Origin of the sequence: Mesobacillus subterraneus, assembly GCF_003937825.1 — a bacterium.
GTDB classification, from domain to species: Bacteria; Bacillota; Bacilli; order Bacillales; family Cytobacillaceae; genus Mesobacillus; species Mesobacillus subterraneus.
Genome location: NZ_RSFW01000023.1, coordinates 21,115 through 33,104, shown reverse-complemented (window position 1 = coordinate 33,104; position 11,990 = coordinate 21,115). Strand labels below are relative to the sequence as shown.

The 11,990-nt window shown below is 46.0% G+C and carries 11 protein-coding genes and 2 tRNA genes; 11 read left to right on the top strand and 2 right to left on the bottom strand.

Going from position 1 to position 11,990, the window contains the following annotated elements; genetic code table 11:
- The first annotated feature begins 16 nt into the window (after nucleotides 1-16).
- From pth to EJA10_RS19010, 11 genes are all read left to right on the top strand, one after another.
- Nucleotides 17-574 carry an aminoacyl-tRNA hydrolase gene (gene pth, locus EJA10_RS19060; RefSeq protein WP_125481624.1) on the top strand — a complete coding sequence of 186 codons (558 nt, stop codon included), beginning with the start codon at nucleotides 17-19 and terminating at the stop codon, nucleotides 572-574.
- 156 nt (nucleotides 575-730) lie between these two features.
- Complete coding sequence (gene fin, locus EJA10_RS19055; protein ID WP_125481623.1) at nucleotides 731-961, top strand: anti-sigma-F factor Fin; 231 nt, start codon at nucleotides 731-733, stop codon at nucleotides 959-961.
- 283 nt (nucleotides 962-1,244) lie between these two features.
- Nucleotides 1,245-4,781 carry a transcription-repair coupling factor gene (gene mfd, locus EJA10_RS19050; protein ID WP_125481622.1) on the top strand — a complete coding sequence of 1,179 codons (3,537 nt, stop codon included), beginning with the start codon at nucleotides 1,245-1,247 and terminating at the stop codon, nucleotides 4,779-4,781.
- Between the two features lie 262 nt (nucleotides 4,782-5,043).
- Nucleotides 5,044-5,580 carry a stage V sporulation protein T gene (gene spoVT / locus EJA10_RS19045; protein ID WP_125481621.1) on the top strand — a complete coding sequence of 179 codons (537 nt, stop codon included), beginning with the start codon at nucleotides 5,044-5,046 and terminating at the stop codon, nucleotides 5,578-5,580.
- 234 nt (nucleotides 5,581-5,814) lie between these two features.
- Nucleotides 5,815-7,419 carry a putative polysaccharide biosynthesis protein gene (locus EJA10_RS19040; RefSeq protein ID WP_125481620.1) on the top strand — a complete coding sequence of 535 codons (1,605 nt, stop codon included), beginning with the start codon at nucleotides 5,815-5,817 and terminating at the stop codon, nucleotides 7,417-7,419.
- Between the two features lie 117 nt (nucleotides 7,420-7,536).
- Nucleotides 7,537-9,000, top strand: a complete 1,464-nt coding sequence (gene yabN / locus EJA10_RS19035; protein ID WP_125481619.1) for a bifunctional methyltransferase/pyrophosphohydrolase YabN — start codon at nucleotides 7,537-7,539, stop codon at nucleotides 8,998-9,000.
- 39 nt (nucleotides 9,001-9,039) lie between these two features.
- Nucleotides 9,040-9,312 (top strand): RNA-binding S4 domain-containing protein, encoded by a 273-nt coding sequence (locus tag EJA10_RS19030; protein ID WP_125481618.1) that lies wholly within the window; start codon nucleotides 9,040-9,042, stop codon nucleotides 9,310-9,312.
- Nucleotides 9,313-9,399: 87 nt separating this feature from the next.
- A complete protein-coding gene (gene yabP / locus EJA10_RS19025; RefSeq protein ID WP_079504197.1) occupies nucleotides 9,400-9,702 on the top strand; it encodes a sporulation protein YabP in 303 nt (100 codons plus the stop codon).
- Nucleotides 9,699-10,334 carry a spore cortex biosynthesis protein YabQ gene (yabQ, locus tag EJA10_RS19020; protein ID WP_125481617.1) on the top strand — a complete coding sequence of 212 codons (636 nt, stop codon included), beginning with the start codon at nucleotides 9,699-9,701 and terminating at the stop codon, nucleotides 10,332-10,334. The genes yabP and yabQ overlap by 4 nt, the downstream gene beginning before the upstream one ends.
- 21 nt (nucleotides 10,335-10,355) lie before the next feature.
- Nucleotides 10,356-10,754 carry an FtsB family cell division protein gene (locus EJA10_RS19015; protein ID WP_125481616.1) on the top strand — a complete coding sequence of 133 codons (399 nt, stop codon included), beginning with the start codon at nucleotides 10,356-10,358 and terminating at the stop codon, nucleotides 10,752-10,754.
- A gap of 74 nt (nucleotides 10,755-10,828) precedes the next feature.
- A complete protein-coding gene (locus tag EJA10_RS19010) occupies nucleotides 10,829-11,284 on the top strand; it encodes a S1 domain-containing RNA-binding protein (protein WP_125481615.1) in 456 nt (151 codons plus the stop codon).
- 186 nt (nucleotides 11,285-11,470) lie between these two features.
- Here the strand turns inward: EJA10_RS19010 and EJA10_RS19005 are convergent.
- Nucleotides 11,471-11,542, bottom strand: a tRNA-Glu gene (locus EJA10_RS19005).
- A gap of 137 nt (nucleotides 11,543-11,679) precedes the next feature.
- Nucleotides 11,680-11,753, bottom strand: a tRNA-Met gene (locus EJA10_RS19000).
- Nucleotides 11,754-11,990 lie beyond the last annotated feature (237 nt).

Genomic DNA, 11,990 nt, shown 5'->3' with positions numbered 1-11,990 from the left:
GTTAGGGGTGTGTAAGGTGAAATTATTTGTTGGCTTGGGAAACCCCGGGAGACAATATGAGAAAACAAGGCATAATATTGGCTTTGATGTGATCGACGAGCTGTCGAAAAGATGGAATATCCCGTTGGATCAGGCAAAGCATAAGGGAGTCTATGGAAAAGGGTTTAAAGGCGGAGAAAAGGTCATTCTGCTGAAGCCTTTAACTTATATGAACCTTTCAGGAGAATCAATCAGGGCAGTCATGGATTTTTACGACATCGACATCGAAGACATTGTCGTCATCTATGATGATTTGGATATGCCGACGGGAAGAATTCGTTTGCGTCAAAAAGGCAGTGCAGGCGGCCATAATGGGATTAAGTCAACAATCGCCCATACTGGCACACAGGAGTTCAAGCGAATCCGGGTAGGAATCAGCAGGCCGACGAAAGGCGCGATCACGGATTGGGTGCTGGGCCGTTTTACAGCAGAGGAACAGGAACAGATGGCTGAAGCAGTACTGAAGTCTGCTGATGCATGCGAAGAGTGGCTGAAAAAGCCTTTTCTAGATGTGATGAACACCTTCAATAAATAGGATGATAGCAGGATTTTTACGAGACAAGCGCAACAGTTCATGCGAATCTGTTGACTAAGTTATATAATGTTAAAATAGAATCATACAATAGGCTAAGTGCATAAGTTCCTGCCAAAGGGTCAATAATGATAATGACTGAATTTGGGAGGGACGGGCATGGCTATACATTATCATTGCCGCCACTGCGGTACGAATATCGGTTCGCTGGACAGGATGTCTGTCCACAGCGAAAGTCTAGGTCTGCATAAGCTGACCGAGGAGGAACGCCAGGATATGATCTCTTTTGCAGGGAACGGCGACATCCATATTAAATCGATCTGTGAAGACTGTCAGGAAGCGCTGGAGCGAAATCCAGACTTCCATCAGCACGACTATCTGATTCACTGACAAGCTTTGGATTACCCATCCAAAGCGTTTTTCAGTTTTAAAAAACAATATTCCTTTGTTTAGCAAAAAACTGTTGATTGGAACGGAAGGTGCGAGACTCCCTGCGGGTGCAGCGGGACAGGTGAGACTCCACAGGCGCAAGGCGCCGAGGAGGCTTACCGCCCGCCCCGCAGAAAGCGAGCAACCTGCAGTGGAAATCAACTTATGAAAAAACAACATAAGTATACGAAAACAGTCTATAAAAAATACCATAAGTATTTTTAAAAGAGAGGGAGAGGTTTGGATGCAGGGGCTGAAAGCTCTTTTTAGTCATCAGGATGATGTCCAATCTGTCATTTCCGGAATGGACGCGGGGCTTAGGGAACAGCTTGTCGCAGGTCTGTCTGGTTCGGCAAGGACGGTCTTTTTAGCGGCAATCTATGAACAATCGAAACGCCCCGTCCTGATTGTGACTCATAATCTTTTGCAAGCGCAGAAGCTATATGATGATCTTGTAAATTTAATAGGGGAAAATGATGTCTATCTTTATCCCGCCAATGAATTAATTGCGGCCGAAATCAGTATCTCAAGTCCAGAGCTCAAGGCCCAGCGTATCGAAGCGTTGAATCATTGGAGCAAGAAGAGAACGGGAATTGTCATTGTACCCATGGCTGGACTGAGAAAAATCCTTCCGCCAAAGGAACTCTGGGCAAAATTCCAGCTCACCTTCAAGCTTGGTGAAGAGATTGAAGTCGAAACGGTGCTGAACCGCTTTGTCAGCATGGGGTATGTCAGGGCTGGAATGGTTTCTGCTCCCGGAGAGTTCAGTGTCCGCGGCGGTATCATCGATATTTATCCGCTGACATCGGCCGATCCAATCCGAATTGAGCTGTTTGATGCGGAAGTTGATTCAATCAGGACATTCTCTCTTGAGGATCAGCGATCGAAGGAAAAAATGAAATCGGTATCGATTGGGCCTGCTACGGAGACCCCGATCGAGAATGAACAGCTTGACCGGCTGATTGACGGCCTGGAAGAAGGATTGGCTAAAAGCCTGAATAAGCTGAAGGATGATAAAGCAAAAACACTGATGTCCCAGAATATTGGCTATGAATTGGAACAGCTTCGCAATGGCCACAAGCCTGATCAAGTGTTCAAGTACTTATCAATCGCTTACGAAAAGCCTCAAAGTTTAATAGATTACTTGCCGTCAAACGGCTTCTTGTTCGTGGATGAAATCAGCAGGGTCCAGGAAATGAATGAGTCACTCAGCAAGGAAGAAGCAGAATGGTATACGAGTCTCCTTGGTGAAGGGCAGATCATTCATGACTTGAAAATTTCTCACCATCTACCGGATTTGATGGGTAAGGCAGGAAGGCCGATTGTCTATCTGTCTTTATTCCTGAGACATGTGCCGAATACAAGTCCGCAGAACATCATTAACATCTCGTGCAAACCAATGCAAAATTTCCACGGGCAAATGCATGTATTAAAAGGAGAAATCGACCGCTGGCGAAAAGGAAATTACGCAGTCGTTTTCCTCGGGCCAGATGCTGAGAGGGCCAAGAAGCTTGAACGCGTCCTCGAAGACTATGAAATTGAAGCCGTAAAAGTAAGCAGCAAGCAGGAACTTCTCCCGGGGAAGATCCAGATTATCCAGGGAAGCCTGAATACAGGCTTTGAATTCCCGATTCAAAAAATCGCGGTGATCACGGAAGAAGAGCTATTCAATAAAAAGACAAAGAAGGCACCAAGACGCCAGAAGCTGTCGAATGCAGAACGAATCAAGAGCTATTCCGAACTGAAGGTCGGCGATTATGTTGTCCATGTTAACCACGGAATAGGGAAATACCTTGGTATTGAAACGCTCGTCATCAATGGCGTCCACAAGGATTATCTCCATATCCGCTATCAGGGAACGGATAAGCTTTATGTTCCTGTCGAGCAGATTGACCTTGTCCAGAAATACGTGGGATCCGAAGGCAAGGAGCCGAAGGTCTATAAGCTTGGCGGCACTGACTGGAAACGGGTCAAGAGCAAGGTTCAGTCTTCCGTCCAGAATATTGCGGATGACTTGATCAAGCTATATGCCGAGCGTGAAGCAAGTGTCGGCCATGCATTTTCGCCTGATGGAGAAATGCAGCGTGACTTTGAAACATCATTCCCTTATCAGGAAACAGAAGACCAGCTTCGCTCGATCCATGAAATCAAATTAGATATGGAACGAGAACGGCCGATGGACCGCCTTCTGTGCGGTGATGTAGGATATGGGAAAACAGAAGTCGCGATCAGGGCAGCCTTCAAGGCGATTGCTGACGGTAAACAGGTTGCCTTCCTTGTGCCGACGACGATTCTGGCACAACAGCATTTTGAAACGATGCGGGAGAGATTTCAGGATTACCCGATCAATATCGGCCTTATGAGCAGGTTCCGTACCCGCAAGCAGCAGACAGAAACGATCAAGGGTCTGAAAGCGGGGAGTGTCGACATTGTTGTCGGCACCCACAGACTATTGTCAAAGGAAATTGCCTATCGTGACCTTGGTCTGCTGATCATCGATGAAGAACAGCGATTCGGGGTTACACATAAAGAGAAGATCAAGCAGCTCAAAACAAATGTCGATGTCCTGACGTTGACGGCAACGCCAATCCCAAGGACGCTTCACATGTCGATGCTAGGTGTCAGGGATTTATCCGTGATCGAGACACCGCCGGAAAACCGTTTCCCTGTCCAGACCTATGTTATGGAATATAACGGGGGACTAGTCCGTGAGGCGATTGAACGCGAGCTTGCCAGGGACGGACAAGTATATTTCCTTTATAACCGTGTCGAGGACATTGAGAGGAAAGCTGAAGAAATTTCAATGCTTGTTCCCGATGCGCGCGTTACCTATGCTCATGGCCGGATGACCGAAAACGAACTGGAATCCGTCATGCTGGGATTCCTGGAAGGTGAGTTCGATGTCCTGGTCAGCACGACGATCATCGAGACTGGTGTGGATATCCCGAACGTCAATACATTGATAGTGTATGATGCTGACAAGATGGGACTTTCCCAGCTTTATCAGCTGAGGGGAAGGGTAGGCCGCTCCAACAGGGTTGCCTATGCCTATTTTACCTACCGAAAAGACAAGGTGCTGACAGAGGTAGCGGAAAAACGCCTTCAGGCAATCAAGGAGTTCACCGAGCTGGGTTCAGGGTTCAAGATCGCGATGCGCGACTTGTCTATTCGCGGAGCGGGGAATCTGCTTGGCGCCGAGCAGCATGGCTTTATTGATTCTGTTGGATTTGATTTGTACTCACAGATGCTCAAAGAAGCGATCGAGGAGCGGAAGCCAGAAAAAGACCAGGTCCGCAAGCCGACCATTGAAATTGATCTTGAGCTGGATGCCTATATTCCTGACAGCTATATTTCTGATGGCCATCAAAAGATTGAAATGTATAAGCGTTTCCGCGGCATTGATACCTTGAAGGATATTGAGGAACTTCAAGAAGAAATCACCGACCGGTTCGGGGACTATCCTGCTGAAGTAGAGACTCTGTTCAAGGTTGCTGAACTAAAGGTATACGCCATCAGTGCTGGTGTGGAGACGATCAAGCAGGTTAAGCAGGATATCACAGTTCTTTTATCAGAAGATGGCAGCGGCAGGATCGATGGACAGAAGATTTTCAAGATCAGCAGCCAGTACCGCAATGTGGTGGGATTAGGCATGGAAGGCAAGAAGCTGAAAATGGTCATCCACACAAGAGGGATGAAAAATGACCGCTGGTTCGAGATTACTTTCGAGATGGTTAAGGGACTGCACGACGCCCAAAAAGAACAAGAAAACACCGTATCGTAATCATGTGGGAATATTTTGTAATGAAAATGTAAACTGGAAGGTGTTTCAAAAAAGATAGACAAGGGTATTTTTTGTGTGTACGCAAAAAGTAGCTGGAAGGTTTATCCGTTTTTGGCACCTTTATCACTTCCGAGAAAATAATTTTAAGAAGTGCATAGAACTTTCCATATGAAAGATACTAAGTTCAAATCTTGGTAAGGATGATTAATAAAGGCAGACTTACCGAAAAAATAATCATCAGATGAAAGTGAGGCAACGTTGGATGAAAGCAACTGGTATTGTTCGTCGAATCGATGATTTAGGTCGTGTCGTTATCCCTAAAGAAATTAGAAGAACCCTCCGTATTCGTGAAGGAGATCCACTCGAAATCTTCGTGGACCGCGATGGTGAAGTCATCTTAAAGAAGTACTCGCCGATCAGCGAGTTAAGCGATTTTGCCAAGGAGTACGCAGAAGCGCTCTATGACAGCCTGGGCAACCCTGTATTGATCTGCGACAGAGACACCTATATCGCAGTGGCAGGTGGTTCCAAGAAGGACTACTTGAATAAGAACATCAGTGAACTAGTCGAAAAGACGATGGAAGACCGCAATTCTTCACTTGTTAACCAGCAGTCAAATGTAGCACTTGTCGATGGCAATGAAGAGCCTGTATCTTCATACACAATCGGGCCAATCATTGCAAACGGTGATCCAATCGGGGCAGTCATCATTTTTGCCAAAGAAGGTTCATTGGGCGATGTGGAACAAAAAGCAGTTGAAACAGCAGCAGGCTTCCTGGCAAGACAAATGGAGCAATAATCCAGGTTTTTGATGTAATCGAATTTTTACTACCTGAAAGGGCAGCTGACAAAGCTGCCCCTTTTCATGTTGGAAGGTTGTCGGAAGTTTGTCTGGCTTTAACTAATGGATTTCTCCAATATGATTGGAATATTACGGGATTCTTACAAATTGATGAAAGGGGCTAAGCCAGCCGCTGTGATCCCGGCCTTGTGATATAATACGTTTGAAACTGAAATTGGAAGGAGATGGGCGATGAAGCCCGTTGCAGATTCAAAGGAATTGATGAAGGGAGCCATGATTCTCACTTTGGCGGCTCTCGTTACAAAAATATTGAGTGCGGTTTACCGTGTCCCTTTCCAGAATATCGTCGGGGACATTGGATTTTATATATATCAGCAGGTTTATCCTTTTTTCGGGATTGTTATGGTTTTATCTACATATGGATTTCCAGTGGTGATTTCCAAGTTATATACAGAGCAGCAGGCAGCTGGGAACCGCGGCAGGGCGGACAGGCTGTTGGCCATTTCGCTTATGTTCCTCGGTATGATTGGTGTGCTGCTGTTTTTATTCTTTTATTTTGGTGCCGCCTGGATTGCAGCGCAAATCGGCGACCCGGAACTCAGCCTTTTATTTAAAGTGGTTTCCATACCATTCCTGCTTTTCCCTGTTACGTCTGTATTCAGGGGATATTTTCAGGGAAAAGGCAATATGGTGCCGACCGCAGTGTCTCAGGTATCGGAACAATTCGTTCGGGTAGCGACCATTTTGACCCTCGCAGCCGTGATTGTCCAGCAGGGTCACTCGCTGTATGCGGCGGGTGCCGGGGCGGTCTTCGGCTCCGTGACCGGAGGATTGGTTTCGATCCTGATTCTAGGCTTTTTTTATTTGAAAAATGGAGCAGGAAACCCGTTCAGGAATTTCAGCGCAAAGGATTGGTGGGGTGATACGGCCTGGGTCGTAAAAGCTCTTGTCATCCAGGGGTTTGCCATCAGCATCAGTGGCATGCTGCTCATCCTGCTTCAGCTGGCCGATTCTCTGAATATGTATGCTTCATTGCTGAAAATGGGCTTGTCGGCGGAAGAAGCAAAGTCGGCCAAAGGAATCTTTGACAGGGGGCAGCCGCTCATCCAGCTTGGCACAGTTGTCGCAACCTCGATGTCATTAAGTTTGGTACCGGCTATTTCAGGAGACAAATCACGCAACAGGATCGAAGGCATCCTGCCAAAGGTCCGGCTGGCACTTCAGACGAGCCTGATTTTTGGCGCAGCAGCGGCCGTGGGATTATCCAGCATCATCGTACCTGCGAACATCATGCTTTTCCAGAATGGTGATGGCTCGAATGTGCTGGGAGTCCTCAGTTTGATGATTTTGTTCGGTTCTGTCATCCTTACGATAACAAGTATTCTTCAAGGACTGGATAAATTTATTTTTCCTGCAGCTGTCATCTTAAGTGGATTCATCATGAAGTACGTGTTAAACCTTGCCCTGATCCCGGATGTTGGGACCATGGGGGCGGCCTATGCGACATTGGCAGCCATGCTTGTGACGATGCTCATCCTGATCAAAAAATTAAGAGGGGTACTGGGACAGCCGGTACTATCACTGGCCTTTATCGTGAAAGTCCTGTTTTCTGCAGCAGTGATGTCTGCATTTTTAAAACTATTTCTGTATATAACAAACTTCAGTTATGGATATATTGAACCTGACAGGCTCGCAGCTGTTTTGCAGGCCTTTAGCGGTGTCGCACTTGGAGCCTTCGTCTTTTTTTTCGTATTGGTCAAGACAAAGGCGTTGACGGAAGACGAATTAATGACCTTGCCATTCGGAAGCAGGATTGTGCAATTGTTTTTTAGATAGGCTTTTTACAGGACATCAGGTAAGTGTAATTTTTCACTTCGAGAATTGTCCAGCTCCAGCGCTTGTCGGGGCTGACCAAGGCGCTTGCGCTTTTCTAATGACAGGAGGAAGCAGGATATGACAAAGAAGATCACCATCATCGGCCTGGGTGCGGGAGACCTCGAGCAGCTGCCGTTGGGGGTATATAGAAGATTGAAGCAGGAGCAAAACCTGTACTTACGGACAAAGGAACATCCAGTTGTCGGCGACCTTGAAAAAGAGGGGATGGAGTTCCAATCATTTGATGCAATCTATGAAAAACACGATCAGTTTTCGGAAGTTTATGAGGAAATCACAGAGTTTTTGCTTGCAGAGGCAGAAAAAGGCCAGGTGACATATGCAGTTCCTGGACATCCTTTGATTGCTGAGCGCACCGTCCAGCTTTTGCTTGAAAGAGGGCCGGAGCGTGATACGGAAATTGAAATCGGCGGCGGCCAGAGCTTCCTTGACGCGATGTTCCAGGCGCTGGCCATCGACCCGATCGAAGGCTTTCAGCTGCTGGATGGAACAGACCTCACAAGGGATGAGCTGCTGCTGAAGAGCCACACGATCATCGGCCAGGTGTATGATGCGTTCGTTGCTTCTGACGTTAAGCTGACATTGATGGAAAAACTTCCGGATGATTATGAGGTTGTTATCGTGACAGCTGCGGGCAGCAGTGATGAGGTAATCAAGAAAGTTCCATTATATGAACTCGACAGGGAAATGGAACTGAGCAACCTGACATCCCTCTATGTTCCTCCTGTAAAAAATGAAGAAATTCTCTACAAGGATTTTCTGAAGCTGCGTGGAATTATATCAGAACTGCGAGGTCCGAATGGATGTCCCTGGGACAAGAAGCAAACCCACCAATCTCTGAAAAAATATTTGATTGAAGAAGCCTATGAATTGCTGGAGGCAATCGATAATGATGATATCGACCATATGATTGAGGAGCTCGGAGACGTGCTGTTGCAGGTGATGCTCCATGCCCAAATCGGCGAGGATGAAGGTTACTTCTCCATTGACGATGTCATTGAAGGATTATCATCGAAAATGGTCCGCAGGCATCCACATGTGTTCGGTGACATAAAGGCAGACAGTGAAGAAGAGGTTTTGAAAAACTGGCAGGAAATCAAGGAGCAGGAAAAGGCCGGTGCAGTAAAATCGCTACTCGAAGGGGCCGGCAAAGGGCTTCCCAACCTGCTGAAGGCTTATGAATTGCAAAAGGAAGCGGCGAAGGTCGGATTCGACTGGAAGACAGCCGCACCCATCCTTGATAAGGTGAAGGAAGAGATTGATGAGCTTTCAGCTGAAATTACGGAACAAGGAGATCGGGAAGAAATCCTCCTTGAATACGGTGATCTGTTATTCGCGCTTGTCAATTTTGCAAGGCATTATGACCTCAATCCTGAAGAGGCCCTGTACAAAGCAAACCAGAAATTCATGCGCCGCTTTGCTTATATTGAACAAAGAGCATCTGAAAACAGCCGGAATGTCGAGGATTACACATTGGATGAACTGGATGCATTCTGGCACGAGGCCAAGCAGCAAGGTTTATAAGGTAAATGAAACCAAAATGGAAAAAGGGGTTTAGATACGATGAGGCTGGATAAATTTTTAAAGGTATCGAGATTGATTAAAAGAAGAACATTGGCAAAGGAAGTGTCGGATCAGGGAAGGATTTCCGTCAATGGAGTCGCTGCGAAAGCAAGCACAAATGTAAAAGTGGGCGATGAACTGGCGATCCGCTTTGGGCAAAAGGTCGTCTCTGCCCGGATCGAACGAATTCAGGAAACATCCCGTAAGGATGAAGCGGCCGAAATGTATACGATTCTCGGAGAAGAAAGGATTCCGGGAGACGACGAGGAGTAATTCCTGCTCGGTGTGAAGGCTTGTTCTATTCTCCTGCTCCCAATCATAAACATGTACAAAAGTGCATTATGATTGTGAGGGGTAATGATGAGCCAATATTATGAAACGAATCAGACAAAAAGCAATTTGCCAGACCATGATTTAGTGATGAGAGGCAGGCGGACACTGGAAATTACGGGCGTTAAGCAGGTTGAAAGCTTCGATAATGAAGAGTTTTTACTGGAAACGGTCATGGGATTCCTTGCGATCAAGGGCCAGAACCTCCAGATGAAGAACCTCGATGTCGATAAAGGAGTCGTATCGATCAAGGGGAAAATCTTTGACCTGGTCTATCTTGATGACCAGCATGGGGAGAAAGCTAAAGGCTTCTTTAGCAAGTTATTCCGATGACATTGTCGACCCAATTTTTGACGATGCTCGCCATGATTGGGATGGGCAGCTTATTCGGAGCATCACTGGATACGCATAACCGGTTCCTGAAACGGTCAAAGCGGAAATCATGGATTGTCTTCATCAATGACATCCTGTTTTGGCTGTTTCAGGGCCTCTCGATTTTCTATGTACTGTTTTCAGTCAATATGGGAGAATTGCGCTTTTATATCTTCCTTGCTTTATTATGCGGCTTCGCCGCCTATCAGAGCCTTTTTAAAAAGCTATACCTGAGGGCTCTTGAGCGGGCGATCAAGATTACGATCAGTGTATATGTGTTTTTCGTGAAGGCTGTCAGGGTGCTGGTGGTCAAGCCTCTGCAGTTCCTGGCTGCCACCGTCCTATCACTTCTGCTGATCGCGGGAAGAGGCCTTTATGCTCTGTTAAAATGGCTTCTTGCCGTTTTGCTATGGCTGTTGAAAAATATCCTTTGGAAACCGATTAAGATGATTTTCCTACTTTTTTGGAAACTTTTGCCGAAAAAGGTTAAAAAAAGCGTCGAGAAGTTATATAATAAATTGGCAGGATTTCTAATTATAGTAAAGAATTACTCTAGTAAGCCGATAAAATGGATAAAGAACCGGAAAAAATAAATGTAAGGAGGACTGCGAGGAATGAGTGTCATCAGGAAACGAAACATAGCCAAGATCGAAAATCAATATGTACAGCAGCGTGAAAAAGCAGGGATTGCGCAAACCAGGAAGCGAAAACTGCTTTTCAGGCGCCTCGCAGTCTTTGCCCTCTTCGCATCAGTCATTTCTTTTTTAATGATTTCCACGTTTGTCTCCCAGTCTGCCGCACTTGAAAAGAAGCAAGCGGAAAAAGAACGGCTTGAACAAAAATTGGCAAGCCTGCAGAAGCAGCAGGAAATACTGGATGAGGAAATCGTTAAATTGAACGACGACGAATACATAGCAAAGCTTGCCCGCAAGGAATACTTTCTGTCCGAAAAGAACGAAATCATCTTCAACCTTCCTAAAGAGAAAAAGGACTCCCAAGATTCGCCTTATTGACACTCTTTTTTTATATTCTGTATAATATAAGGTAAGTTTGATTTTTTATATCTTTAAGGAGGCAAAACTTTTTTATGTCAATCGAAGTAGGCAGCAAGCTACAGGGAAAAGTAACAGGCATTACAAATTTCGGGGCGTTTGTTGAACTGCCGGGTGGCTCAACTGGACTGGTTCATATCAGTGAGGTTGCAGACAACTATGTAAAGGACATTAATGACCACCTCAAAGTGGGAGACCAGGTTGAGGTTAAGGTTATCAATGTTGAAAAAGACGGCAAAATTGGTTTATCAATCAAGAAGGCTGTAGACAGGCCTGAAAGACCTGAAAGACCAGCAAGACCAGAAAGAACTGATTCAAGGCCGTACTCCCAGCGTCCACGCGGCGGCAGAGGAAACGACAATCGTAACGCCCGTCCTGAGAATTTCGAATCAAAAATGGCGAAATTTTTGAAGGATAGCGAAGATCGCCTGTCCTCTCTGAAACGCGCTACCGAATCTAAGCGCGGTGGAAGAGGAGCCAGAAGAGGGTAACTTGCTGCTAAGTGAATATAAATAATAGCAGGAATCATGCTATATCAAGACAAGTCTTACGGGACTTGTCTTTTTTATATAAATCTAAGCACCCCCCTAATGATAAGAACGGAAAGCATCTATAAAAAATAAGGAAATCGAATGCAAAAAAACTCGCTCCTTTTAAAAAGGAACGAGTTTTTTAGATGACCCCTACGGGATTCGAACCCGTGTTACCGCCGTGAAAGGGCGGTGTCTTAACCGCTTGACCAAGGGGCCGTTATAAAATTTAGTGTCCAGCTGCGGCTCCTAGCTCCTCGAGTCACTTCGGTCCGTCCGATGAAGTCAAAGAACGACTTCACCTGCCGGCCCTCCAGTGCTTGTCGGAGCTAAGCAGTCGCCTCCGCTTTTCTAAGTAGCGGCGGAGGGGATCGAACCCCCGACCTTACGGGTATGAACCGTACGCTCTAGCCAGCTGAGCTACACCGCCATGATATTGTTTTGAGGCACAAGAAATATAATACATAGATATTAAAATAGTGTCAATGGATTTTTAATAGAAAAACAAAAAATCATAGTAGGTAAATTTAGGCTGGATGTATTTACGAGCTAAAGGCCGGGGAAATGTGTGTAATTTCGAGGAATTGCTTTATTTTCGAGGTTTGCGGGGGAAATGCGTCGAACGAAACTTGTGTGCTTGTCCGTATTTTTGACAAACTTCTGGAAT

Coding starts and splice junctions, on each gene's coding strand:
- fin (WP_125481623.1), top strand. CDS start 731: ATGGCTATACATTATCATTGCCGCCACTGCGGTACGAATATCGGTTCG.
- mfd (WP_125481622.1), top strand. CDS start 1,245: ATGCAGGGGCTGAAAGCTCTTTTTAGTCATCAGGATGATGTCCAATCT.
- spoVT (WP_125481621.1), top strand. CDS start 5,044: ATGAAAGCAACTGGTATTGTTCGTCGAATCGATGATTTAGGTCGTGTC.
- EJA10_RS19040 (WP_125481620.1), top strand. CDS start 5,815: ATGAAGCCCGTTGCAGATTCAAAGGAATTGATGAAGGGAGCCATGATT.
- yabN (WP_125481619.1), top strand. CDS start 7,537: ATGACAAAGAAGATCACCATCATCGGCCTGGGTGCGGGAGACCTCGAG.
- EJA10_RS19030 (WP_125481618.1), top strand. CDS start 9,040: ATGAGGCTGGATAAATTTTTAAAGGTATCGAGATTGATTAAAAGAAGA.
- yabP (WP_079504197.1), top strand. CDS start 9,400: ATGAGCCAATATTATGAAACGAATCAGACAAAAAGCAATTTGCCAGAC.
- yabQ (WP_125481617.1), top strand. CDS start 9,699: ATGACATTGTCGACCCAATTTTTGACGATGCTCGCCATGATTGGGATG.
- EJA10_RS19015 (WP_125481616.1), top strand. CDS start 10,356: ATGAGTGTCATCAGGAAACGAAACATAGCCAAGATCGAAAATCAATAT.
- EJA10_RS19010 (WP_125481615.1), top strand. CDS start 10,829: ATGTCAATCGAAGTAGGCAGCAAGCTACAGGGAAAAGTAACAGGCATT.